The organism is Vibrio sp. 10N.261.51.F12, from assembly GCF_041471725.1.
Taxonomy (GTDB): domain Bacteria; phylum Pseudomonadota; class Gammaproteobacteria; order Enterobacterales; family Vibrionaceae; genus Vibrio.
Window position 1 is genome coordinate 142751 of record NZ_JBFROV010000001.1, and the last position, 25322, is coordinate 168072.

Annotated in this window: 18 protein-coding genes; 17 read left to right on the forward strand and 1 reads right to left on the reverse strand. The window is 45.5% G+C overall.

Annotation, left to right across the window (positions count from 1 at the left end; translation table 11 throughout):
• The first annotated feature begins 1 nt into the window (after nt 1).
• The 17 genes from murE (at nt 2) to AB4405_RS00725 (ending at nt 24432) form a co-directional block, all read left to right on the forward strand.
• Nucleotides 2-1501 carry a UDP-N-acetylmuramoyl-L-alanyl-D-glutamate--2,6-diaminopimelate ligase gene (gene murE / locus AB4405_RS00645; protein WP_372059219.1) on the forward strand — a complete coding sequence of 500 codons (1500 nt, stop codon included), beginning with the start codon at nt 2-4 and terminating at the stop codon, nt 1499-1501.
• 12 nt (nt 1502-1513) lie between these two features.
• Nucleotides 1514-2923 (forward strand): UDP-N-acetylmuramoyl-tripeptide--D-alanyl-D-alanine ligase, encoded by a 1410-nt coding sequence (murF, locus tag AB4405_RS00650; RefSeq protein ID WP_372059220.1) that lies wholly within the window; start codon nt 1514-1516, stop codon nt 2921-2923.
• A complete protein-coding gene (gene mraY, locus AB4405_RS00655) occupies nt 2920-4002 on the forward strand; it encodes a phospho-N-acetylmuramoyl-pentapeptide-transferase (protein ID WP_102468334.1) in 1083 nt (360 codons plus the stop codon). The genes murF and mraY overlap by 4 nt, the downstream gene beginning before the upstream one ends.
• Before the next feature lie 21 nt (nt 4003-4023).
• Nucleotides 4024-5358, forward strand: coding sequence for a UDP-N-acetylmuramoyl-L-alanine--D-glutamate ligase (gene murD, locus AB4405_RS00660; RefSeq protein WP_372059221.1), 1335 nt, complete (start codon nt 4024-4026; stop codon nt 5356-5358).
• Between the two features lie 15 nt (nt 5359-5373).
• Nucleotides 5374-6594 (forward strand): cell division protein FtsW, encoded by a 1221-nt coding sequence (gene ftsW / locus AB4405_RS00665; protein WP_102468336.1) that lies wholly within the window; start codon nt 5374-5376, stop codon nt 6592-6594.
• Entirely contained in the window at nt 6581-7648 is a 1068-nt protein-coding gene (gene murG, locus AB4405_RS00670) for an undecaprenyldiphospho-muramoylpentapeptide beta-N-acetylglucosaminyltransferase (RefSeq protein WP_372059222.1), read from the forward strand. Before ftsW ends, murG begins: the two co-directional genes overlap by 14 nt.
• 13 nt (nt 7649-7661) lie before the next feature.
• Nucleotides 7662-9128 (forward strand): UDP-N-acetylmuramate--L-alanine ligase, encoded by a 1467-nt coding sequence (murC, locus tag AB4405_RS00675; RefSeq protein WP_372059223.1) that lies wholly within the window; start codon nt 7662-7664, stop codon nt 9126-9128.
• Nucleotides 9129-9356: 228 nt separating this feature from the next.
• Complete coding sequence (locus AB4405_RS00680; protein WP_372059224.1) at nt 9357-10160, forward strand: cell division protein FtsQ/DivIB; 804 nt, start codon at nt 9357-9359, stop codon at nt 10158-10160.
• Between the two features lie 136 nt (nt 10161-10296).
• The gene (ftsA, locus tag AB4405_RS00685; protein ID WP_372059225.1) at nt 10297-11559 is read left to right on the forward strand and encodes a cell division protein FtsA; all 1263 of its coding nucleotides are present in this window, start codon (nt 10297-10299) and stop codon (nt 11557-11559) included.
• Between the two features lie 29 nt (nt 11560-11588).
• Nucleotides 11589-12815, forward strand: coding sequence for a cell division protein FtsZ (gene ftsZ, locus AB4405_RS00690; protein WP_372059226.1), 1227 nt, complete (start codon nt 11589-11591; stop codon nt 12813-12815).
• 99 nt (nt 12816-12914) lie between these two features.
• Nucleotides 12915-13832 (forward strand): UDP-3-O-acyl-N-acetylglucosamine deacetylase, encoded by a 918-nt coding sequence (gene lpxC / locus AB4405_RS00695; RefSeq protein ID WP_102468341.1) that lies wholly within the window; start codon nt 12915-12917, stop codon nt 13830-13832.
• Between the two features lie 551 nt (nt 13833-14383).
• Complete coding sequence (gene secA, locus AB4405_RS00700) at nt 14384-17116, forward strand: preprotein translocase subunit SecA (RefSeq protein WP_372059227.1); 2733 nt, start codon at nt 14384-14386, stop codon at nt 17114-17116.
• Nucleotides 17117-17171: 55 nt separating this feature from the next.
• Nucleotides 17172-17570: an 8-oxo-dGTP diphosphatase MutT gene (mutT, locus tag AB4405_RS00705; RefSeq protein WP_102468343.1), complete on the forward strand. Its 399-nt coding sequence runs from the start codon at nt 17172-17174 to the stop codon at nt 17568-17570.
• Nucleotides 17571-17643: 73 nt separating this feature from the next.
• Nucleotides 17644-18453 (forward strand): 4-hydroxy-tetrahydrodipicolinate reductase, encoded by an 810-nt coding sequence (gene dapB / locus AB4405_RS00710; RefSeq protein ID WP_372059228.1) that lies wholly within the window; start codon nt 17644-17646, stop codon nt 18451-18453.
• 546 nt (nt 18454-18999) lie between these two features.
• Nucleotides 19000-20139, forward strand: coding sequence for a glutamine-hydrolyzing carbamoyl-phosphate synthase small subunit (gene carA, locus AB4405_RS00715; protein WP_372059229.1), 1140 nt, complete (start codon nt 19000-19002; stop codon nt 20137-20139).
• A 16-nt stretch (nt 20140-20155) separates the two neighbouring features.
• Complete coding sequence (gene carB / locus AB4405_RS00720) at nt 20156-23386, forward strand: carbamoyl-phosphate synthase large subunit (protein WP_102468346.1); 3231 nt, start codon at nt 20156-20158, stop codon at nt 23384-23386.
• A gap of 266 nt (nt 23387-23652) precedes the next feature.
• Nucleotides 23653-24432 (forward strand): TSUP family transporter, encoded by a 780-nt coding sequence (locus tag AB4405_RS00725; RefSeq protein ID WP_102468347.1) that lies wholly within the window; start codon nt 23653-23655, stop codon nt 24430-24432.
• On the opposite strand, the gene AB4405_RS00730 is transcribed toward AB4405_RS00725, so the two are convergent.
• Entirely contained in the window at nt 24362-25228 is an 867-nt protein-coding gene (locus tag AB4405_RS00730) for a LysR family transcriptional regulator (RefSeq protein WP_372059230.1), read from the reverse strand. The two genes, AB4405_RS00725 and AB4405_RS00730, sit on opposite strands and share 71 nt — an antisense overlap.
• Between the last annotated feature and the right edge of the window lie 94 nt (nt 25229-25322).

Genomic DNA, 25322 nt, shown 5'->3' on the forward strand with positions numbered 1-25322 from the left:
TATGTTGACGCCTTTGACATTAACCGCGTTACTTGAGCCTTGGCTTAATGTCGATAACGACGTAGTTCCCAATGATGCACTCAAAAACATCATGGTCTCAAACCTTGAGCTGGATAGTCGAGCGATAGAAGCGGGGGACACGTTTGTCGCCATTATTGGTCATGAGGTCGATGGTCGTCGATTTATTGACAATGCGCTGGCCGCTGGTGCGACGAGTGTGATTGCTCAAACCACCGATGAAAGCCAGCATGGTCAAGTAGATACGTCGGGGGCTTCTCCCGTTATCTATCTCTACGATCTTGGTCGCTTTCTTTCGGAGCTTGCTGCGCGTTTATACCGTTACCAACAATCGGTGATAGGTATTACTGGCACGAATGGAAAAACCACAATCGCGCAATTAATCGCGCAATGGTTTGAATTACTTGGTCACCCCGCTGCCGTCATGGGCACGACAGGTAATGGTTTTTTGCAGCAGCTAGAAGTGGCAAAAAATACCACGGGTAACGCCATTGAAGTCCAGAAAACATTATCAAAACTTGATGCTCAAGGGGCGGCCTACACGGCAATGGAGGTATCTTCTCATGGCTTGGTTCAAGGGCGCATTGCTGCTGTTCCCTTTACGCTAGGTATCTTTACCAACCTAAGTCGTGACCACTTGGATTACCATGGCACGATGGGCGAGTACGAAACCGCGAAGAAATTGTTATTTACCGCTCATCAATGCAAACATGCGGTGTTTAATATCGATGACGATGTCGGCATGCGTTGGCTAGAAGCGCGTCCAGATGCGATAGCGGTGTCGGTTAATGGCCTTCAAAAAGGCGAGCAATCACTGTGGGCGAGTAATGTTCAGTACAGTGAAAGTGGCATTACCGTGCGTTTTGAGGGCTGTTTTGGTTCCGGCGAGCTTCAAGCGCCGCTCATTGGTCAGTTTAATGCCTGCAATGTGATGTTGGCGTTTGCCGCTTTATTACGCCTGGGCTTTGATAAAATGCAGCTGATTGAATGTGCTAAAAATCTTCAGCCTGTGTTAGGACGCATGGAGCTATTCCAAGTCGCTAACAAGCCTAAAATAGTTGTCGATTACGCCCATACACCTGATGCTTTGGAAAAAGCATTGCAAGCGTTGCGCGTTCATTGCGAGGGTAAGCTTTGGGTCATTGTTGGTTGTGGTGGCGATCGCGACAAAGGCAAGCGTCCAATGATGGCATCGATAGCTGAGCAGTTGGCTGATTATGTCGTTCTCAGTGATGATAACCCACGTGGCGAAATGCCATCGGCGATCGTGGATGACATGTTAGCAGGGATGAAAAAACCGGCAGCGGCTATGATTGAGCACAGTCGTTTTGAGGCAGCTAAAATAGCCTTAGCCCAAGCGGGTACGTCGGATATCATTTTACTCGCCGGCAAGGGCCATGAAGACTATCAAATCATCGGTCAAAAATCGGTCCATTATTCCGATCGTGAGTCGGCTGCTACCCTACTAGAAATCGAATTGTGATAGGAGTCGAATATGATTACGCTGACGTTATCTGACATTACCCGTGCGGTAGGTGGCACCTTGATGGTCGGTGAGCATACCAAGTGTGCAGGCCCTGAAATGTTGATCGAGGCCGTGACAACCGATACCCGAGCGATTGAGCAAGGTGCATTATTTATCGCCTTGGTCGGTGAGCGATTCGATGCACATGATTTTGTCGTTCACGCTAAGGATAGCGGCGCTGTCGCCGTTATTGTCGAGAGAAAACTTGATGTTGATGTGACACAAATTGTGGTTGACGACTCATTAAAGGCGCTCGGTCACCTTGGTGAATACGTTCATCAGCAAGCGAAATCTAAAAATAGACAGTCTAAAACCGCTAAAACGATTGGCATTACAGGCAGCTGCGGGAAGACAACGGTTAAAGAAATGGTGGCAAGTATCCTTAACCAACAAGGGCAAGTTCTCTATACGGCTGGGAACTTTAATAATGATATTGGTGTTCCGCTGACGTTATTAAGAAGCACGGAAAATGATGACTTCTCTGTCATTGAGATGGGCGCAAATCATGTGGGTGAAATTGCCTACACGACACAGTTGACTCATCCTGATATTGCCATTGTAAATAATGTGGCTGAGGCCCATCTAGAAGGGTTTGGTTCTCTACAAGGCGTAAAGCAAGCTAAGGGTGAGATATACCAAGGCTTAGAGCCATCTGGAACCGCCTTGGTGAATCTCGACAGCCAGGGTGGCGAGTTATGGAATGATGTCTTAAGCGATAAAAAAGTGGTGACTTTTGCCCAGCAAAACCCTGACGCAGACTACTTCGCTTCTGACATAGTAATGTCATCGCAAGGGAGTTCGTCCTTTACACTGCACACGCCTATTGGGCAAGTTGCGATAGAGCTTGGTTTGATCGGTCTTCATAATGTCAGTAACGCCATTGCCTCTGCAGCGTTAGCGGTGCAATGCGATAGCTCGTTATTACAGATTCAGCTAGGGTTGAAAACCTTGAATAAGGTCAAAGGACGTGTCGAGGTAGAAAAACTCACCGAGACCATTACCTTGATTGATGACAGTTACAATGCCAGCGTACCGGCCATGAAAGCCGCGGTAGACCTACTCTCGCAGTTCAATGGAGAGCGCTGGTTGATTTTGGGCAACATGGCAGAATTGGGGCATGAAAGCCTTGCACTTCACAAAGAAGTCGGACAACATGCTGCACCTTTCGCATTCGACCATGTTTTAACCTATGGTGAAGATGCGAAAGTCATCAGTGACCTTTGCAGTGGTATGCATTTCCAAAGTCACGACGTTATGCTCGATTACATTGAGCAACATCTACTATTATTAAATCAGACCTCTCACACCTTGTTGGTGAAAGGGGCGAACAGTGCTGGTATGTTCAAGATCGCGACGGCACTGAAGGAGAATTTTTCATGATCATTTGGCTTGCTGAGCTACTCCAGCCATACTTTTCTTTCTTTCGTCTTTTCGAATACCTGTCATTTAGAGCGATTGTCAGTGTGTTAACCGCGCTTGGGCTGTCTTTATGGATGGGGCCTAAAATGATTGCCAAATTGCAAATGCTGCAAATTGGCCAAGTGGTGCGAAACGAAGGTCCAGAATCTCACTTTAGTAAGCGTGGCACACCAACAATGGGTGGTGTGATGATCTTATTTACGATTACGTTTACGGTCTTGCTTTGGTCAGATTTGACCAATCCTTACGTATGGGCTGTCTTGGTGGTATTGCTGGGTTTTGGCGCCGTTGGTTTTGTCGATGATTATCGTAAAGTCGTACGTAAGAACACGGACGGCTTGATAGCTCGTTGGAAGTATTTTTGGCAGTCTGTGATTGCGTTGGTGGTTGCATTTGCACTGTACGCACATGGCCAAGATACGGCGGCTACGCAGCTTGTTGTACCATTTTTCAAAGATATTATGCCTCAAATGGGGCTGTTCTATATCGTCTTTACTTATTTCGTTATTGTTGGAACCAGTAATGCCGTCAACCTGACCGATGGTCTTGATGGCTTAGCTATTATGCCAACGGTATTGGTGGCAGCAGGTTTTGCTGTGATTGCCTGGGCAACGGGTAACGTGAATTTTGCCAATTACCTGCATATCCCCCATATCCCATATACGTCTGAGCTAGTGGTGGTTTGTACTGCCATCGTTGGGGCTGGCCTTGGTTTCCTTTGGTTTAATACTTACCCTGCCCAAGTGTTCATGGGCGATGTGGGTTCGCTGGCCTTGGGTGGTGCACTCGGCGTTATTGCGGTATTGGTCCGTCAAGAGTTTGTGTTAGTGATCATGGGAGGGGTATTTGTTATGGAGACCCTGTCGGTGATATTGCAGGTAGGTTCATACAAATTGCGTGGTCAACGTATCTTCCGCATGGCACCAATACACCATCACTATGAATTGAAAGGCTGGCCAGAGCCTCGCGTTATCGTGCGATTTTGGATCATCTCGATTGTTTTGGTGCTCATTGGCTTGGCGACACTGAAAGTACGTTAATTCGTGGTAGGAACAGTAAGCATGGAACGTTGGCAAGACATTCGTAACGTGGTGGTCGTTGGGCTCGGTATTACCGGGCTCTCTGTCGTTAATCACTTACAACAAATCCCGCACTCACTTCGAATACGTGTTATGGATTCTCGGGCGCAGCCACCAGGCGCCGACACACTGCCTCAAGGCATTGACTTGCATTGTGGCAGCTTTGAGCAGCAATGGCTCAATGAAGCAGATTTGATTGTGTGTAATCCTGGTATTGCGCTGGCAACCCCTGAGATAGCGACAGCCATGGCGCTGGATATCCCCGTTGTTGGTGATATTGAACTATTTGCTTGGGCGAACACTAAGCCAGTCATCGCGATTACTGGATCTAACGGTAAAAGCACCGTCACAGATCTGACTGGTGAGCTAGCAAAGGCCGCAGGCTTGAAGGTTGGTGTCGGGGGCAATATTGGTGTCCCAGCTTTAGATTTATTGCAACTGGATGCGGATCTTTATGTCCTTGAACTTTCGAGCTTCCAGCTAGAAACAACCTCGAGTCTAAAAACGATAGCATCAGCCTTCTTGAATCTTTCTGAAGACCACATGGATCGCTATCAAGGGATGGATGATTATGCGCTCGCCAAACAGCGTATATTCTTGCATTCTGATAATGCGTTAGTGAATAGGTTAGAACCTGAAACCTACCCTGATCCTGAACGTTATACTGGGCACCTACACACCTTTGGTTTTGATAACCAAGCGTTTGGTATGCAGCAGCAAAATGGTACGACTTGGTTAATGGACAACGGTGAGCCGATTGTTGACGCCAGTATGTTGAACATTGTTGGAAAACACAATTGGTCTAATGCCTTAGTCGCATGTGCTTTGTTAAAACTCGCTGGGGTGGATTATCGTCGCTCAAGTGAGGCGCTGATCCAATATTCAGGACTTAGCCATCGTTGTCAGGTTGTCGCCAAAGAAAATGGTGTGACATGGGTGAATGACTCTAAGGCGACGAATGTGGCGAGCACATTGGCGGCATTATCTGGCTTAGTCTTAGAAGGGCACCTTTACTTGTTGCTTGGTGGTGAAGGGAAAGGCGCAGACTTTAGCGCACTTTCTGATCCCCTTTCACAACTCAATGTATCGCTTTGTTGCTTTGGGCGTGACGGTGAATTGTTTACGTCGTTACATTCGAGTGCTCAGCGATTCGATACATTGGACGAGGTTTTGGCCCATATTACACCCACGCTCAAGCAGGGCGATATGGTGATGCTTTCGCCGGCTTGCGCGAGCTTCGATCAGTTTGCAAATTTCATGGCTCGTGGTGACCATTTTTCAGCATTGGCTAAACAATATTCGCGACAAGTGAGTTAACACGGACGTGCCGATATGTTTCATCAAGTAAAACAACGTACATCAGATTGGCTTGGTACAGCAGCGCCGAAGACGCTCTACGACAGACAGCTTGTCTGGTTAGCGTTAGGCTTGATGATGACTGGCCTAGTCATGGTGACGTCTGCCTCTTTCCCAATTAGCTCTCGCCTTACCGATCAACCGTTTCACTTTATGTTCAGGCATGCCATTTTTTTATGTTTGGCGATTGCGGTTTCATCGGTCGTATTACAAGTACCGGTAAAGAAATGGTTCCAATATAGCTCTTACCTTCTCGCTATCTCTATCGTGCTACTGGTGGTTGTATTGGTGGTGGGTAAGTCAGTGAATGGCGCTTCCCGTTGGATCCCATTAGGGCTATTTAACCTTCAGCCGGCTGAGGTCGCCAAGCTCGCTCTGTTTATATTCATGTCCGGCTACTTAGTTAGAAAACAAGATGAAGTTAGGCGGTCTTTTTTTGGTGGGTTTATCAAACCTATCATGGTATTTACCACACTTGCGGTATTGCTACTTGGCCAACCGGACTTAGGCTCAGTGGTCGTAATGCTCGTGACGTTGTTTGGCATGTTGTTCATTGCTGGTGCAAAGCTATCTCAATTTATTGCGCTATTTGTCGCAGGTGTGAGTGCTGTTATCGGACTGATTTTGGTTGAGCCATACCGAGTTCGACGAGTGACCTCATTCTTAGACCCTTGGGAAGATCCGTTTGGAAGCGGTTATCAGCTGACTCAGTCATTAATGGCGTTCGGACGCGGTAACTGGATGGGGCAAGGACTGGGTAACTCTATTCAAAAGTTGGAATATTTACCGGAAGCACATACCGATTTTGTGTTTGCTGTTTTAGCAGAAGAGCTGGGCTACATAGGTGTGGTCCTAGTGTTAATGTTGGTGTTTGGCTTAGTGATTAAAGCGCTCTTTATTGGTAAAAGAGCATTTGAAAAACAACAACTCTTTGGTGGTTACCTTTCTTTTGCTATCGGTATATGGTTTGCTTTTCAAACGCTGGTTAATGTAGGCGCAGCGGCGGGCATGGTGCCGACTAAAGGACTGACATTGCCCCTAATCAGTTACGGCGGGTCAAGTCTTATTATTATGTCAGTTGCGGTCTCGATTTTGCTAAGGGTTGACTATGAGTGTCGCTTGTTACCTGAGACCTCAACTCCAGAAAAACCTGAATTAAAGCCACAAGAAAAAGACGTTAAAAATGAAGAAAAATAAACGATTGATGGTGATGGCTGGTGGTACCGGTGGTCATGTATTTCCTGGTCTTGCTGTGGCAAAAAGGCTACAAGAACAAGGTTGGGATATTCGCTGGTTGGGTACTGCAGACCGAATGGAAGCTGATCTGGTTCCAAAGCATGGTATCGAGATCGACTTTATCAAGGTGAAAGGTTTGCGTGGGCAAGGACTGGTCAAGTTGCTGAAAGCGCCGTTCCAGATTTGTAGTGCGATCTTGCAAGCAAGATCGCATCTCAAGCATTGGCAACCTGATGCCGTGCTTGGTATGGGAGGGTATGTCAGTGGTCCAGGCGGTATTGCGGCTTGGAGTTTGGGCATCCCTGTCGTGCTGCATGAGCAAAATGGTGTGGCGGGCTTAACGAATAATTGGTTATCTAAGATTGCCCAAAAAGTGTTCCAGGCGTTTCCTGGTGCGTTTCCAAATGCGGAAGTTGTCGGCAACCCAGTTCGTCAAGACTTGCTTAATATCGAGCGACCAGAATCTCGCCTGAGAAATCGTGAAGGAGACATCCGCATTCTCGTGATGGGTGGCAGTCAAGGTGCTCAGATCCTCAATAAAACGCTACCGCCGGTGCTTAAAAAACTGGGAGCAGGCTATGAGGTTCGTCACCAAGCAGGTAAAGGCAACCAGGCATTAGTTAGCCAGGACTACCAAGCGTGCGGTGTAGCAAAGGCCAGTGTCAGTGATTTTATTGATGATGTGTCGGCGGCGTACCAGTGGGCAGATTTAGTTGTTTGCCGCTCTGGTGCCTTGACGGTATCGGAACTGGCGGCAGTAGGCGTTGGGGCCATTTTTGTTCCTTTCATGCATAAAGACCGACAACAAGCACTAAATGGCGATCACTTAGTCCATAGCGGTGCCGCATATATGATTGAGCAGCCGGATTTAACCGTGGACGCTCTAGCATCGCAAATCTCAAATTTAGACCGAGCGCAACTCGTCACTTTAGCGATTAATGCTCGAAAAGCCGCTAAACTTGATGCAGATACACGCGTTGCCAACGAAATTATTGAATTAACAAAATTAGATTAATGAGACGTTTTTAATGACACAGCAGCACAAACAAGATTTAGCACAGATTCGCGCTTTAGTACCGGAGATGAGACGCGTGAAGACGATTCATTTCGTGGGTATTGGCGGTGCCGGTATGAGCGGTATTGCCGAGGTTTTACTCAACGAAGGGTATCAGATCACAGGCTCAGACCTAGGCAGTAATGCGGTGACGGAACGTCTGCAAGATAAAGGGGCGACGATTTATCGTGGTCACCAAGCCAGCAATATTGATCAAGCCAGTGTCGTGGTGGTCTCTACGGCGATTAGCGCTGAAAACCCTGAGCTATTGGCAGCGAAAGAGCTGCGTATTCCTGTGGTACAACGTGCAGAAATGTTAGCGGAGCTAATGCGATTTCGTCATGGGATTGCGGTTGCTGGGACACATGGTAAAACGACCACCACAGCGTTAGTGACTCAGATTTATTCAGAAGCGGGTATGGATCCAACGTTTGTGAATGGTGGGTTAGTGAAGAGTGCGGGTACGAATGCGCGTCTGGGATCAAGTCGTATCTTGATTGCAGAGGCGGATGAAAGCGATGCATCGTTCCTGCATCTTCAGCCAATGGTTAGTATTGTTACCAATATTGAAGCCGACCACATGGATACCTATGGTGGTGACTTTGATACGCTGAAACAAACGTTTATTGATTTCCTACACAACTTACCTTTTTACGGTCAAGCCGTCGTATGTGTCGATGATCCTGTCGTTCGAGAACTCATTCCACGAATCAGCCGTCAGGTTATTACGTATGGATTTTCCGAAGATGCAGATGTTCGTATTGAGAATTATCGACAGCAAGGTCAACAGGGCAAATTTACGGTTGTCAGAAAAGACCGAGAAAACCTTGATATTACATTAAATATTCCGGGTGAACATAATGCGCTCAATGCGTCAGCGGCTATTGCTGTTGCCACTGAAGATAACATTTCAGATGAAGCCATTGTGAAAGCAATGTTAGGGACGGAAGGGACTGGACGCAGGTTTGAACACCTTGGTGAATTTGATACCGGTAATGGTGACGTCATGCTGGTGGACGATTATGGTCATCATCCTACGGAAGTCGATGTCACTATCAAAGCGGCGCGTAATGGGTGGAGTGATAAACGACTGGTCATGATATTCCAACCGCATCGCTATAGCCGAACCCGCGACTTGTATGAAGATTTTGCGAATGTGCTAGAGCAGGTGGATGTTTTAGTCATGCTTGATGTCTATTCAGCGGGTGAGACACCTATTGTTGGTGCTGACGGGCGAGCGTTATGCCGAACAATACGAACTCGCGGCAAGTTAGATCCTGTTTTTGTGCCAGAAATGAACAACTTACCATCAGTTTTATCCAATCTTTTGCAAGACGGAGACTTAGTCCTGACGCAAGGCGCTGGTGACATAGGTAAAGTAGCCAAGCAATTACAAACGATGGAATTGAATATTAAAACGATGCAAAACAATGCTCGTTAGTTATTGTGTATTTTATTAAATAAAAGTACGCTGTACGGCTTGGTTTTAACTTATTGAGTTACCCAAGCCTATTTTTTAGCGAATTTCATACTCAAATCTTCAGTTTTATGCTCTTGAGTATTTGATAGTTTTATATTCGTTAGTATAATCCTAAGGTTATAGACAGTAGGTTAGACTCTGACTCCACAATGTTAGAAAGCGAAGAGCAGTAAATTGGGGACTGATGAGTTGACAAGAACTTCGGCAAGCAGCGCTATAAACGATAAATCGTCCACCCTGTTGAATCAACATGGATTAGGATTGGTGTTTTTATTTATCGTGCTCACTGCTATTGGTTCTGGACTTTATGCCACAATTAGCTGGATGTGGGATGATCAGCGCCTACCTTTGTCTAAGATTGTATTGCAGGGAGACCTGACGCACGTGTCGGCGAAAGATGTGCAAGATGCATTTGCCCACCTTGATCATATCGGTACATTTATGTCGCAAGATATCAATGTATTACAATCGAGTGTGGAGAATATTGAATGGGTATCTCAAGCGTCGGTAAGAAAGCAATGGCCTGATACGGTAAAAGTCTTCTTAACGGAATATCAAGCCAGTGCTATTTGGAATGGTATCGAGATGTTGGACGCGTCGGGGGTTGTTTTCAATGGCGACGTCTCTCGTATAGAAGAAGAAAAAGTGAAGCTCTATGGACCGACAGGGACAGAATTAAAAGTCCTTAACGCCTACAGAGAAAGTAATAAAAAACTGGCGACATTAGGCCTGACTATTTCATCTTTGGTATTAAATGAGCGCCGTGCTTGGCAGGTCATTTTAAGCAATGGTATTAGGGTTGAGTTAGGTAAAGATGCGCTAAACGATCGTCTGCAGCGTTTTATTTTTCTTTATCAACGTCTGGGCGACAAGGTATCTGAGGTCAGCTATATTGATTTACGATACGATACTGGTGCCGCTGTTGGTTGGTTTCCCGTCGATGAATCAACAGAAAATGGCGGTAAAGAAGCAAAACAGAATGTCGCAAGTTAGCGACTGGCGTTATGTATCAGCAATTCAGAGTGCTGATACATAAATTCAGTCTTGCAATTAAGCCGCTATTACCTTTAATTATAATTAAAGCGAGTGGTTTAAATGGTAAATGAAACTTTAGAATAAGAGAGTACAGATGACTAAGACCATGGATGACAATTTGATTGTCGGTCTTGATATAGGCACTGCTACCGTGTCGGCTTTGGTGGGAGAAATTCTACCAGATGGTCAGGTTAACATTATTGGTGCCGGCTCCAGCCCATCTCGTGGGATGGACAAAGGCGGTGTTAATGATCTTGAGTCTGTCGTTAAGTCAGTACAACGTGCCATAGATCAAGCTGAGCTTATGGCTGAATGTAAGATCACAAACGTCTTTATCTCTTTATCTGGTCGTCATATTGCTAGCCGTATCGAAAAAGGTATGGGAACCATTTCTGAAGAAGAAGTGTCACAAGATGATATGGATCGGGCGATACATACCGCTAAATCTATAAAAATTGGTGATGAACAACGTATTCTGCATGTAATTCCGCAAGAATTTACCATAGACTATCAAGAAGGGATAAAAAACCCTCTTGGTTTATCTGGTGTTCGTATGGAAGTCAGCGTTCATTTGATTTCTTGCCATAACGATATGGCTAGAAATATCATCAAAGCGGTAGAGCGTTGTGGGTTAAAAGTCGAACAGCTCGTATTCTCAGGTCTAGCATCAAGTAATGCTGTGATTACGGAAGACGAACGAGAGTTAGGCGTTTGTGTCGTGGATATTGGTGCTGGAACAATGGATGTTTCCATTTGGACTGGTGGTGCTCTACGACATACCGAGGTTTTTTCATATGCTGGAAATGCAGTGACCAGTGATATTGCATTTGCGTTTGGAACACCGTTGAGTGATGCTGAAGAAATCAAGGTAAAACACGGTTGTGCATTGAGTGAATTGGTCAGTAAAGACGATACAGTGAATGTGCCTAGTGTTGGAGGCCGACCTTCTCGCAGTTTGCAGCGTCAAACGCTGGCAGAAGTGATTGAACCACGCTATACAGAGTTAATGGGGCTAGTCAATCAAACCATTGATAATGTACAAATTAAATTGAGGGAGAGTGGTGTTAAACATCACCTCGCTGCAGGTGTTGTCTTAACAGGCGGTGCCGCGCAAATTGAAGGGGTTGTTGAATGCGCCGAGCGCGTTTTTCGCAACCAAGTTCGTGTTGGCAAACCTCTCGAGGTTAGTGGTCTCACGGACTATGTTAAGGAGCCGTATCATTCGACGGCCGTAGGATTACTTCATTACGCAAGAGATAGTCAGATTAATGACGACAATGATTATAACGAACCAAAACGTCAATCGGTGTCGACACTATTCGGTAAATTGCGGAATTGGATACAAAAAGAGTTTTAACCTGAGTTGCAGGGAAACGGAGATAACAAATGTTTGAACCGATGATGGAAATGTCTGACGAAGCGGTAATCAAGGTAGTTGGAGTTGGCGGTGGCGGTGGTAACGCTGTTGAACACATGGTGCGCGAATCGATCGAAGGGGTCGATTTCATCAGTGTAAATACAGATGCACAAGCACTCCGCAAAACGAGTATTAACCACGTCATTCAAATTGGTGGTGATATCACAAAAGGCTTGGGAGCAGGTGCAAACCCTCAAGTTGGACGTGATGCAGCTCTAGAAGACAAAGAAAGAATTAAAGAAAGCATTACAGGCGCCGATATGGTGTTTATTGCAGCAGGAATGGGTGGTGGTACCGGTACAGGTGCTGCTCCAGTGATTGCAGAAGTGGCGAAAGAGCTTGGTATCCTAACGGTTGCCGTTGTGACTAAGCCATTTAGCTTTGAAGGTAAAAAACGTTTAGCATTCGCAGAACAAGGCATTGAAGAGCTTTCTAAGCACGTCGATTCTTTGATTACGATTCCAAACGAAAAACTTCTTAAAGTATTGGGTCGCGGTGTCACGCTACTCGAAGCATTCGCTAGTGCGAATGACGTCCTTAAGAATGCGGTTCAAGGTATTGCAGAACTGATTACTCGCCCAGGTATGATCAACGTCGATTTCGCCGATGTTCGTACTGTGATGTCCGAAATGGGACATGCAATGATGGGTAGTGGTGTAGCGAAAGGTGAAGACCGAGCTGAAGAAGCGGCAGAGATGGCAATCTCTAGCCCACTTCTAGAAGACATCGATCTTGCTGGTGCTCGTGGTGTTCTTGTGAATATCACTGCTGGTCTAGATATGCGCCTAGATGAGTTTGAAACGGTTGGTAATACGGTTAAAGCGTTTGCTTCTGATAACGCAACGGTTGTTATTGGTACCTCTCTTGACCCAGATATGAGTGATGAGATCCGAGTGACGGTTGTTGCTACTGGTATCGGCAATGAGCGTAAACCAGATATCACTTTGGTTGCCGGTGGTAAAGCGCCAGTAACTACAGCTCAACCACAAGCTGCGGTTCAAGCTCAAGCGGCAAAAGTGGAAGAGAAAGTGGCACCAAATGTGCATGTTAATGCTCATGAGAAGCCAGAGGTTAAACCGCAGACAACACCAACGGTGAACACGTCTACGGGATCAGCAAATAATGCTGTACCTAAGCCTGAGAAAGAAAATGGCTACTTAGATATCCCAGCATTTTTACGTCGTCAAGCGGACTAGCTAATCCGCTCGAATTTGACATAGCTCAAAATTCTGGTAGGATTCGCGGTTGCTTACATAATCAACTGTGATATGTAACGTAGATAAAGAGGTTTGCAGATGATCAAACAACGTACGCTGAAAGAAATAGTGACTACAGTGGGGGTGGGACTCCACTCTGGCCGTAAAGTAACACTAACTCTACGTCCAGCTGCGGCTAACACTGGCATAATTTATCGTCGTACAGACATAAATCCGCCGGTCGATTTCCCTGCAGACCCATTATCAGTGCGTGATACAGTGCTATGTACCGCTCTGGTTAACGATGAAGGTATTCGTATCTCTACCGTGGAGCACCTCAGTGCTGCTCTAGCGGGTATGGGTGTTGATAATATCATCGTAGAAGTTGACGCACCTGAAATCCCAATTATGGATGGCAGTGCGAGTCCGTTTGTTTACCTACTTCAGCAAGCTGGTATTGAAGTGCAAAATGCTCCGAAGCGTTTTATACGTATCAAGAAACCTGTGCGCTTTGAAGATGACGACAAATGGGCAGAGCTTCGTCCTTATAACGGTTTCCGTATGGACTTTGAGATCGAGTTTAACCACCCGGCAATAGACTCTGATGAGCAACGCCTGAAGTTCGATTTTTCTTCTCAAGGCTTTGTGAAAGAAATCTCGCGAGCTCGTACTTTTGGTTTTATGCGCGATATTGAGTATCTTCAATCTCAGAACCTATGTTTAGGTGGAAGCTTTAATTGTGCGATCGTTCTTGATGAATACCGAATTCTTAATGAAGAAGGTCTTCGTTTTGAAAACGAATTTGTGACACATAAAGTTCTAGACGCCATCGGTGATTTGTATATGGCAGGACATGCTATTGTTGGTGAGTTCTCAGCATACAAATCAGGCCACGGTCTCAATAACCAACTTCTGAGAGCAGTTTTAGCCGACCAGGAAGCGTGGGAATGGGCGACGTTTGAAGAAGAAGCTGGCTCTCCAGTTGCTTTTGCTGACCCAGCGATGGTTCTTGCGTAGAACCAATAGAGAATTAAATAAAAAGTCAGGCTTATGCCTGACTTTTTTGCGTTTGGGTCCATGAGAAGTGTCCGACAGCAATGACCTTAAGCCTTATTGTTTTCGCAAATATTGACACTGAGGCGGCGGCATATTGCCAGGTCCATGTGATCCCTTTGCCGTGCCGCGCGATAAGATATTCAAACAGTATGGTGATCAGTGACTCATGCATTAAGACTCATGGTGCATGATAAGATTGCGTTTTTAACAACATTTCATCTATATCGTCTTGGCCTTATTTCAGCGACAATTTACTTTTTTAAACACGTTATATGCAAAAACTTCCAAATACATCAAAAAAATGGGTTAAGTTTGCCTAGTTACTTGGTTGTTAGGTCAAAAATTCCTTACACTATGTCCATTAATTGGTAAGTCTGCCTTGAAATTTAGAAGTTTGAACGCAATATCAGCTTATATAGATTTTATCTCTCTTGGGTCAATAGACCTCAGTCGAGACGGAAGGCAATTTTAATAGGTCGGAATGATCTAATAGTAGAGAGAAAAAATACACAATGATTACTAAGCTACTGACTAAGGTCATTGGTAGTCGCAACGACAGAACTTTGCGTCGACTAAGAAAAATTGTTAAAGAAATTAATAGCTACGAGCCTCAATTTGAGTCACTCAATGATGATGACCTAAAAGCTAAGACTATTGAGTTTCGTGAGAGACTGGATAAAGGCGAATCTCTCGATAACATTTTGCCAGAAGCTTTTGCGACCGTTCGTGAGGCATCTAAACGCGTATTCGGTATGCGCCACTTTGACGTTCAATTGATCGGTGGCATGGTGTTGAATTCAGGCCAGATCGCAGAAATGCGAACGGGTGAAGGTAAAACACTGACGGCAACACTTCCTGCTTATCTCAATGCCTTGCCTGGTAAAGGCGTACACATCGTTACGGTCAACGATTATCTTGCGAAACGTGATGCCGAAACAAACCGAGCTTTGTTTGAATTTTTGGGTATGACCGTTGGTGTTAACGTCCCAAACATGCACCCGCAAGAGAAAAAAGAAGCATATCAAGCTGATATCCTTTACGGGACCAATAATGAATTTGGTTTCGATTATTTACGTGACAACATGGCTTTCCGCGTTGAAGACCGTGTACAGCGCGCTCGATTTTTTGCTGTTGTCGATGAAGTGGATTCCATCCTTATCGATGAGGCTCGTACACCACTGATTATCTCTGGCCCTGCTGAAGATAGCTCAGAGCTTTACACCAAAATTAATACGCTAATCCCACACCTTCAAGTTCAAGACCAAGAAGACTCTGAAGAGTATCGTGGTGACGGGCACTATACGGTCGATGAAAAATCGAAACAGGTACACCTGACCGAAACTGGCCAGGAGTTCGTTGAAGAACTACTGATCAAAAATGAAATGATGGTAGAAGGCGATACGTTGTATTCTCCAACTAACATCAGTTTGCTTCACCATGTGAACGCGGCTTTACGCGCACATGTGTTGTTTGAAGTGAACGTAGACTACATTGTGACGGAAGAAGGTGAGGTCGTTATTGTCGACGAGCACACTGGACGTACAATGCCTGGCCGTCGCTGGTCAGAAGGTCTTCATCAAGCTGTAGAGGCAAAAGAAGGCGTTAAAATTCAAAATGAAAACCAAACGCTAGCCTCGATCACGTTCCAGAACTTTTTCCGTTTGTATGAAAAATTGTCTGGTATGACAGGTACGGCCGATACTGAAGCATTTGAGTTTCAATCTATCTACGGCTTAGAAACCGTTGTTATTCCAACCAATAAGCCAATGGTTCGTAATGACATGCCAGATGTCGTCTATCGTACAGAAACTGAAAAGTTCAATGCGATCATTGAGGATATAAAAGAGCGTGCGGCCAATGGCCAGCCTATTCTTGTTGGTACAGTTTCGATTGAGAAATCCGAGTTATTATCTAACGCATTGAAAGAGGCGAAAGTAAAACACAACGTCCTTAATGCTAAGTTCCATGAAAGAGAAGCTGAAATTGTCGCTGAAGCGGGTACGCCTGGTGCGGTTACGATTGCAACAAACATGGCAGGCCGTGGTACGGATATCGTGCTTGGTGGTAGCTGGCAGGCACAGGCAGAAGCGTTAGGTAATCCAACGCAAGAGCAAATTGATGCAATAAAAGCCGAGTGGCGAGTGGTGCACGATAAAGTTCTCGAGTCAGGTGGTCTGCATATCATCGGTACTGAGCGTCACGAATCTCGCCGTATCGATAACCAGCTGCGTGGTCGTTCGGGTCGTCAAGGGGATGCGGGTTCTTCGCGTTTTTATCTTTCTATGGAAGATCAGTTACTCCGTATCTTTACGTCAGACCGTATGGCTGGTTTGATTCAAAGTGGCATGGACGAAGGTGAAGCGATTGAGAGTAAAATGTTGTCTCGCTCAATTGAAAAAGCCCAGCGTAAAGTAGAAGGCCGTAACTTCGATATTCGTAAGCAGCTACTTGAATTTGATGACGTTGCGAATGACCAACGTAAAGTGGTTTACGAACTTCGTGATGAGTTGATGACAGCTGAAGACATTCGCGAAATGCTTGAGCATAATCGCCAAGATGTCTTTACCGCGGTTATCGATGAATATATTGCACCACAGTCTTTAGAAGATATGTGGGATGTTGAAGGTCTTCAAGAGCGCCTGAAAAATGACTTTGATTTAGATCTACCAATTAAAACCTGGTTAGAAGAAGACGATAAGCTTTACGAAGAAGCACTTCGAGAGAAGATTCTGGAGACAGCGGTCTCGGTTTACAACCAGAAAGAAGAAACGGTTGGTGCTTCAGTACTGCGTAACTTCGAAAAATCTGTCATGTTGCAAACGCTTGATACGCTTTGGAAAGAGCATTTGGCTGCAATGGATCACCTACGTCAAGGTATCCATTTACGTGGTTATGCTCAGAAAAACCCGAAACAAGAGTATAAGCGCGAGTCATTTGAGTTGTTCGAAGAGCTGCTTGAATCTCTAAAACTCGATGTCGTGACTATCTTGTCTAAAGTACGAGTTCAGCAGCAAGAAGAAGTTGAGCAAATGGAAGCGCAGCGTCAAGCTCAGGCGGAAGAGGTCGCTCGTCGTGCTCAACCGCAACATGCGACGGCTGAAAACCAACTCGCTGATCCTAATGAAGAGAGCAGTGATGATGGTCAGCAACCTGTTGTTCGTGATGAGCGAAAGGTAGGCCGCAACGAGCCTTGTCCTTGTGGCTCTGGCAAGAAATATAAACAATGCCATGGTCAGATTAACTAAATCATGATGTATTAAAAAGAGCCGCTTTAGCGGCTCTTTTTGCAAAGGAAGCTTAATGAAACGAGTACACATTGTTGCGGGTATTATTTTTAATACTGATAAATCTGAGGTCTATATTACTAAACGGCCAGATAAAGCTCATCAGGGTGGGTTTTGGGAATTTCCGGGTGGTAAAGTTGAATCGAGTGAAAGTGCAGAAGCCGCAATAAAGCGTGAATTGTTCGAAGAGATTGATATCCAAGTTACCGAGATTGCGCTGTTTGAACACTTGTTGCATGACTATGCTGACAAGTCACTTGCGTTTGATTTCTTTGAGATCAACGCTTTTAATCGTGAGCCATTTGGGAAGGAAGGGCAGCAGGGGCGATGGGTTGAGATAGCAACACTTAACGATTACGCTTTTCCCGACGCGAATATCCCGATACTCAATAAAGTGATCGAAAAATACTCGTAACGAACTCAAGCCCCTAGCGAGCGGAAATGCTTTACGTTACATTGGTAGAAAATAATCAACGGAGAATAACGCAATGGTAAGAATTGCGATTGCAGGAGCAGCGGGCCGAATGGGCCGTAACTTAGTAAAAGCAACGTTTCATAATGAATATGCCACAGTCGGTGCTGGCTCAGAAAGGCCTGAGTCGTCCCTTGTGGGTGTTGATGTTGGTGAATTATGTGGTGAAGGGCGATTTAACGTCGCCTTGGTTGATGATTTAGCAAAGTCGATCGATAGCTTTGATGTCATTATCGATTTTACTGCACCAAAAAGTACCCTTGCAAACCTCGCACTATGCCAACAGCATGGTAAGAAGATGATTATCGGTACGACAGGCTTTTCTGAAGAAGAGAAAGCCCAGATCGATGAAGCTTCAAAATTGGTTCCTTTAGTGATGGCCCCTAACTACAGTGTGGGTGTGAACCTTGTCTTTAAGTTGCTTGAGAAAGCGGCGAAGGTGATGGGAGACTATTGTGATGTTGAAATTGTTGAGGCACATCACCGTCATAAAGTCGATGCACCATCAGGCACTGCGATAGGTATGGGTGAAGCGATTGCTGGCGCTATGGGGAGCGAGTTAAACGATGTAGCCGTCTATGCCCGCGAAGGTATTACTGGTGAGCGTACCCGTGACGAGATTGGCTTTGCCACCATTCGAGCAGGCGATATTATCGGTGAACATACCGCTATGTTTGCTGATATTGGTGAGCGTGTTGAGATTACACACAAGGCCACGGATCGAATGACGTTTGCAAATGGGGCTGTGAAGGCGGCCGTTTGGCTTGGTGACAAACCTGCCGGTTTCTATACCATGACGGAAGTTCTCGGTTTAGACCAAATTTAACGAGAAAGCACTCATTGTGAGTGCTTTTTTTTTGTTTTTATTTTGATTACCGTCTAAGAGTGAAACTACATAGTTATGCTTCTTTCGTTCGACGGTGTTATTGAAAACTATAATTATCACAATGTGATGAGAATGAGCAATAAATCAACACTTCTGCAGTTTTAGGTAGTTATAATGGAGTCTTGGGTTAAGTAATTGGCATTAACGCTCGTTTTTATACGTTTACTGTGCATGCTTAACGTTTGCGTTTCAATATGTGAAATATTGATATCTTTCCTGTGTGAATGTGAGACCCGAAATAATTGATTCTGGATAACTGGTTGAATTTCGTTCTTAAAATGTGTTTTTTTGAGGGTTTAAGGCGTAAACGAGTTCAGATGCAATAAAACTTAGTTTTATTTTTATCTTATTGTTGACACTCATCACAGTGATAATTAGAATACCGCCAATTTGTCTGTACACCCTAATGGTCCTTTTAGCCATTAAAGAGGGAGTCAGCATTGAAATTTAATTTATAATTTTTGCATCTTTATTCTGGAGGTTATCTTGAGTAAACCAGCACTGTTAGTCCTAGAAGATGGGACGATGTTCCACGGTACGTCCATTGGAGCAGACGGGTTATCCGTCGGTGAAGTTGTTTTTAATACCTCGATGACGGGGTACCAAGAAATCCTCACTGATCCATCCTATTCTCAACAGATCGTTACTCTTACCTATCCTCACATTGGCAACACTGGAACTAACTCAGAAGATGAAGAATCTTCAGCTATCCACGCACAAGGCCTTGTGATTCGCGACCTCCCTCTCGTTGCTTCTAACTTCCGTAATGAACAGTCTCTTTCTGATTATCTTAAGTCGCAAAATATCGTTGGTATTGCGGACATTGATACTCGTAAGTTGACGCGCATTCTACGTGAAAAAGGTGCTCAGAATGGCTGTGTTGTTGCAGGTAACAACATCGACGAGGCTCTAGCGCTTGCTAAAGCAAAAGAATTCCCTGGCCTTAAAGGTATGGATCTTGCGAAGGAAGTGACAACGAAAGAAGCGTATCAATGGAAACAAGGTTCGTGGACGCTTACAGGTGGACTTCCTGAGGCGAAAGCAGACAGTGAATTGCCATTCCACGTTGTTGCTTATGACTTCGGTGCAAAACGAAACATCTTACGAATGCTTGTTGACCGCGGCTGCCGCCTAACGGTTGTTCCTGCTGAAACTTCTGCTGAAGAAGTACTCGCTCTGAACCCAGACGGTGTTTTCCTTTCCAATGGCCCTGGTGATCCAGAACCATGTACTTACGCAATTGAAGCGACAAAAGTGTTCCTAGAAAAAGGCTTACCAATCTTCGGTATCTGTCTAGGTCACCAGATTCTTGCTCTTGCGTCAGGCGCTAAGACAGTGAAGATGAAGTTTGGTCACCACGGTGCAAACCACCCGGTTAAAGATTTAGATCGTGATGTTGTGATGATTACTTCGCAAAACCACGGCTTTGCTGCTGACGAAGAAACCCTTCCAGAGACACTACGTGCAACGCACAAATCACTATTTGATGGTTCTCTACAAGGTATTCACCGTACAGACAAACCAGCATTCAGCTTCCAAGGTCACCCTGAAGCAAGCCCAGGTCCAGAAGATGCGGCACCGCTATTCGACCACTTCATTGAATTAATTAAACAGCACACAGCGTAATCCGGAGTAGTAGATAATGCCAAAACGTACTGACATTAAAAGTGTTCTAATTCTAGGTGCTGGTCCGATCGTTATCGGCCAAGCATGTGAGTTTGATTACTCTGGTGCTCAAGCTTGTAAAGCACTTCGCGAAGAAGGTTACCGAGTTATTCTTGTAAACTCGAACCCAGCGACAATCATGACTGACCCTGACATGGCCGATGCGACTTACATCGAGCCTATCCAATGGGAAGTGGTTCGTAACATCATCGCTAAAGAGAAGCCAGATGCAGTTCTACCGACAATGGGCGGCCAAACTGCATTGAACTGTGCGTTAGATTTAGAAAAATACGGCGTACTTGAAGAGTTCGGCGTAGAGATGATTGGTGCAACGGCTGACGCTATCGATAAAGCAGAAGACCGTTCACGCTTTGATAAAGCAATGAAAGCGATTGGTCTTGAATGTCCAACGGCTGATACTGCAAAAACCATGGAAGAAGCTTATAAAGTTCAAGAATTGGTTGGTTTCCCTTGTATCATTCGTCCATCGTTTACGATGGGTGGTACAGGCGGCGGTATCGCTTACAACAAAGAAGAATTTGAAGAAATCTGTCGTCGTGGTTTGGACTTATCTCCAACTAACGAGCTTCTAATCGATGAATCACTTATCGGTTGGAAAGAATACGAGATGGAAGTGGTTCGTGATAAAAACGACAACTGCATCATCGTATGTGCGATTGAAAACTTCGACCCAATGGGTATTCACACGGGTGACTCAATCACCGTGGCTCCAGCTCAAACGCTGACAGACAAAGAATACCAATTGATGCGTAATGCTTCTTTAGCAGTACTGCGTGAGATTGGCGTTGAAACAGGTGGTTCAAACGTACAGTTTGGTATCAACCCTGTTGATGGTCGTATGGTTATCATCGAGATGAACCCACGTGTATCTCGCTCTTCAGCCCTCGCGTCTAAAGCAACAGGTTTCCCAATCGCTAAGATTGCAGCGAAACTGGCGGTTGGCTTCACGCTAGACGAGCTAATGAATGATATCACTGGTGGCGCAACGCCAGCATCATTCGAACCAACCATCGACTACGTAGTCACTAAGATTCCTCGTTTTAACTTCGAGAAGTTTGCAGGTGCTAACGACCGTCTAACGACGCAAATGAAGTCGGTTGGTGAAGTGATGGCTATCGGCCGTAACCAACAAGAATCTCTACAAAAAGCACTTCGCGGTCTAGAAGTTGGCGCAACTGGTTTTGACGAAATGGTTGACCTAGACGCACCAGATGCTCTAACAACGATTCGCCATGAGCTTAAAGAAGCCGGTTCTGACCGTATCTGGTACATCGCTGATGCATTCCGTGCTGGTATGTCAGTCGATGGTGTATTCAACCTAACGCAAATCGACCGTTGGTTCCTCGTTCAAATCGAAGACATCGTTAAGCTAGAGCAAGAACTTAAAGCGAAAGGCTTTGCTGGTCTAAATAAAGACGAGCTAAACAAGCTTAAGCGTAAAGGTTTTGCAGATGCGCGCCTATCTAAGATTCTAGGTGTAGCGGAGAGTGAAATTCGTCGTCTACGTGACCAATACGATATTCACCCGGTATACAAGCGTGTAGATACGTGTGCGGCTGAGTTCTCTTCAGATACGGCTTACATGTACTCATCTTACGATGACGAGTGTGAAGCAAACCCAACAGACAAAGACAAGATCATGATTCTAGGCGGCGGTCCAAACCGTATCGGCCAAGGTATTGAATTTGACTACTGTTGTGTACACGCATCACTAGCACTACGTGAAGATGGCTACGAAACTATCATGGTTAACTGTAACCCTGAGACTGTTTCGACAGATTACGATACGTCTGACCGTCTGTACTTCGAACCAGTAACTCTGGAAGATGTACTCGCCATTGTTCGTGTTGAGAAGCCAAAAGGCGTTATCGTTCAGTACGGTGGTCAAACACCACTGAAACTGGCTCGTGAGCTTGAAGCAGCTGGCGTACCAATCATTGGTACTAGCCCAGACGCCATCGACCGTGCAGAAGATCGTGAGCGTTTCCAAGTTGCTGTAGACCGTCTAGGCCTACTTCAGCCAGAAAACGCGACAGTAACCACCATGGAGCAAGCGGTAGAGAAATCTCGTGAAATCGGCTTCCCATTGGTTGTACGTCCTTCTTACGTTCTTGGTGGTCGTGCGATGGAAATCGTCTACGATGAGCAAGACCTACGTCGCTACTTCAACGAAGCAGTCAGCGTATCAAACGAATCTCCAGTATTACTTGATAGCTTCCTAGATGATGCAATTGAAGTAGACGTTGATGCGATTTGTGACGGTGAGCGCGTTGTTATTGCGGGTATCATGGAGCATATCGAGCAAGCGGGTGTTCACTCAGGTGACTCAGCATGTTCTCTTCCTGCTTACACGCTAAGCCAAGAAATCCAAGACGTTATGCGTGAGCAAGTTGAAAAGCTAGCGTTCGAGTTGGGTGTTCGTGGTCTAATGAATACGCAGTTTGCTGTTAAGAACAACGAAGTGTACCTCATCGAGGTTAACCCTCGTGCAGCGCGTACCGTACCGTTCGTATCGAAAGCAACAGGCGCAGCAGTCGCTAAGATTGCCGCTCGTGTTATGGCGGGTCAATCGTTAGAGTCTCAAGGCTTTACGAAAGAAATCATCCCACCATACTACTCAGTGAAAGAAGTGGTGCTTCCGTTCAACAAATTCCCTGGTGTTGACCCACTACTAGGCCCAGAAATGCGCTCTACTGGTGAAGTGATGGGTGTGGGTGCAACGTTTGCTGAAGCTTACTCGAAAGCCGAGCTAGGCTGTGGTCACGTTTACCCTGAAGGTGGTCGTGCACTGCTTTCTGTTCGTGAAGGCGATAAAGAACGCGTGGTTGACCTTGCTTCTAAGCTAACGAAACTAGGTTACCAGTTGGATGCCACTCACGGTACGGCAGTGATTTTAGGCGAAGCGGGCATCAACCCACGTCTAGTAAACAAAGTACACGAAGGTCGTCCTCACATTCTTGACCGTATCAAGAATAATGAGTACACCTACATTGTGAACACGGCGGCTGGTCGTCAAGCTATTGAAGATTCTAAAGTTCTTCGTCGCGGCGCTTTGGCAGAGAAAGTGAACTACACCACAACGCTAAATGCAGCGTTTGCAACGTGTATGGCTCACACGGCTGATGCGAAAACATCAGTGACCTCAGTTCAAGAGCTGCATGCTCAAGTGAACGCAGCGAAAGCATAAGGTCATGAAGCACCAGCTACTAGCTAAGTTCTAATGGATAACTAGGTTCTAACGAATAGCCAAGCTTTAGTTATCGCTGAACTCTAGTTTAAAAAATCCCGCTCTCGAGCGGGATTTTTTTGTTTGTTAAATCAGTAAGAGACAACACAGGTAAGGTGATCGCTAACTGTTTCCTATGTGGAATAGGTTGTCATCCATCGTTTCGCTTTTATTCGTGGTTTGATGACGTACAATTTTGTTCAATTTAATGCTAATGAGTGGAGTTCATGGACGTTACTTTCGACATATTGATGATGTTGTTCTTTGTTGCCGGCCTAGCTGGTTTTATTGACGCAATGGCCGGAGGCGGTGGGTTATTGACTGTTCCTGCACTTTTATCTGTGGGTGTTCCGCCGACACAAGCACTGGCCACTAACAAACTCCAAAGCTCTTTTGGCAGCTTTTCTGCGACGTGGTATTTTGTCCGCAATGGTATTGTTGATATCAAAGACATGCGTTTAGCGATCGCTTGTACTTTTATAGGTTCAGCGCTTGGTGCTGAGCTGGTTCAACATATTGATGCAGGCTTATTGACCAGCCTGATTCCTTTGTTGTTACTTGGTATATCGCTGTATTTTCTATTCGCTCCACAAGCCGGTGAGGGGGGAGGAAAACCTAAGCTGTCGGAGACTATGTTTGCTTTTTCTGTAGGAACTGGCGTTGGCTTTTATGATGGTTTTTTTGGACCAGGTACTGGGTCTATTTTTACTATTTGTTTTGTTGCGATCGCACAACTCTCCATCGTTCATGCTACAGCAAGAACGAAGGTGCTCAACTTCACCTCTAATATCGCCGCATTGATATTCTTTATTTTGGCTGGGCTTCCCATTTGGGAGATTGGTCTAGTGATGGCCGTGGGAGGTTTCATCGGCGCTCGAATGGGCGCGAAAATGGTGGTCACGAAGGGCAAGAAGTTTATTCGCCCGTTGGTGGTTATCATGTCAATGGTGATGGCGATAAAGCTACTCTTGGAACAGCATCCTCAATGGTTTCAATCACTGTTTTAGCGCGATGAATTTTTAGTGTCGACGAACGGTAGATGACGTGAATCGGGCGAGTTAATGCGGATAAAAAATCAAAGTCAAAACACAGCGCTTCATCAATATGAAGTGTTTTTATTATCGACATAGGCACCAGCGCCGCCCCCGCCCCTTTGATGGCCAGTTGTGCGGCAGCGGTGTACGAGTCCATCTGCATGGCGGGCTCAATCTTTGATTGCTGAAGCAACGCTGCTTGATAAGTGTTGGCAGGGTTGTTGAGATCATTGGTGATCAAGGTGCGTGGTGCATGGATGAGTGGAGTTTGACTGACAATTTTGAACGGCTCATCGAAGAGGTGTGTGGCTTGTAAGCCGAGCTTTGCACTTAGGTGGCCTGCGCAAAGTCCAATCATCGCGTCACCTGAGCTAACGTGTTCTATGATTCGAGGCGTATGATTGGTCGTGATCGTGAGATAAGGATCTTGGTTTAATAGCGGCACAACAAACTCACTGAGGTAACCAGCCACTAGTGTCTCAGAGCAATCGAGACGAATTAAGGTCTGGTCACTGAGTGTTTGTTCTTCTGATATCAGGCCCTTTAATTCATTCACGCTTGATCCTATGCGCTCAATTAACGCGAGTGCATCAGGTGTGAGCTTTATCTGCCTGCCGTCGGGCTCAATTAACTTTTTTCCCAGCCGCTTCTCAAGATTCGCAATCCGTTTGCTTACCGCTGACTGCCCAATATACAGGCGACTACCCGTTCGGCTCATGGTCTTTTCTTGTGATAAAACGAGTAGTGTATCAATGCCTTCAAGCAACATAATAATCGATGAAAAGTAGGAATAGAGACAACTATGCTAGCATGAATTTGTGGCCTTAGAACCAAAAGATAGCCTGCAAATTACCGACCAAAGC

Excerpts from the sequence above, each read along its gene's own strand:
- AB4405_RS00725 (WP_102468347.1), top strand. The coding sequence starts at position 23,653 with ATGGACGTTACTTTCGACATATTGATGATGTTGTTCTTTGTTGCCGGC.
- ftsW (WP_102468336.1), top strand. The coding sequence starts at position 5,374 with ATGTTTCATCAAGTAAAACAACGTACATCAGATTGGCTTGGTACAGCA.
- mutT (WP_102468343.1), top strand. The coding sequence starts at position 17,172 with ATGAAACGAGTACACATTGTTGCGGGTATTATTTTTAATACTGATAAA.
- murE (WP_372059219.1), top strand. The coding sequence starts at position 2 with ATGTTGACGCCTTTGACATTAACCGCGTTACTTGAGCCTTGGCTTAAT.
- murF (WP_372059220.1), top strand. The coding sequence starts at position 1,514 with ATGATTACGCTGACGTTATCTGACATTACCCGTGCGGTAGGTGGCACC.
- murG (WP_372059222.1), top strand. The coding sequence starts at position 6,581 with ATGAAGAAAAATAAACGATTGATGGTGATGGCTGGTGGTACCGGTGGT.
- AB4405_RS00730 (WP_372059230.1), bottom strand. The coding sequence starts at position 25,228 with ATGTTGCTTGAAGGCATTGATACACTACTCGTTTTATCACAAGAAAAG.
- ftsZ (WP_372059226.1), top strand. The coding sequence starts at position 11,589 with ATGTTTGAACCGATGATGGAAATGTCTGACGAAGCGGTAATCAAGGTA.
- lpxC (WP_102468341.1), top strand. The coding sequence starts at position 12,915 with ATGATCAAACAACGTACGCTGAAAGAAATAGTGACTACAGTGGGGGTG.
- murD (WP_372059221.1), top strand. The coding sequence starts at position 4,024 with ATGGAACGTTGGCAAGACATTCGTAACGTGGTGGTCGTTGGGCTCGGT.
- dapB (WP_372059228.1), top strand. The coding sequence starts at position 17,644 with ATGGTAAGAATTGCGATTGCAGGAGCAGCGGGCCGAATGGGCCGTAAC.
- secA (WP_372059227.1), top strand. The coding sequence starts at position 14,384 with ATGATTACTAAGCTACTGACTAAGGTCATTGGTAGTCGCAACGACAGA.
- ftsA (WP_372059225.1), top strand. The coding sequence starts at position 10,297 with ATGACTAAGACCATGGATGACAATTTGATTGTCGGTCTTGATATAGGC.
- murC (WP_372059223.1), top strand. The coding sequence starts at position 7,662 with ATGACACAGCAGCACAAACAAGATTTAGCACAGATTCGCGCTTTAGTA.
- carB (WP_102468346.1), top strand. The coding sequence starts at position 20,156 with ATGCCAAAACGTACTGACATTAAAAGTGTTCTAATTCTAGGTGCTGGT.
- mraY (WP_102468334.1), top strand. The coding sequence starts at position 2,920 with ATGATCATTTGGCTTGCTGAGCTACTCCAGCCATACTTTTCTTTCTTT.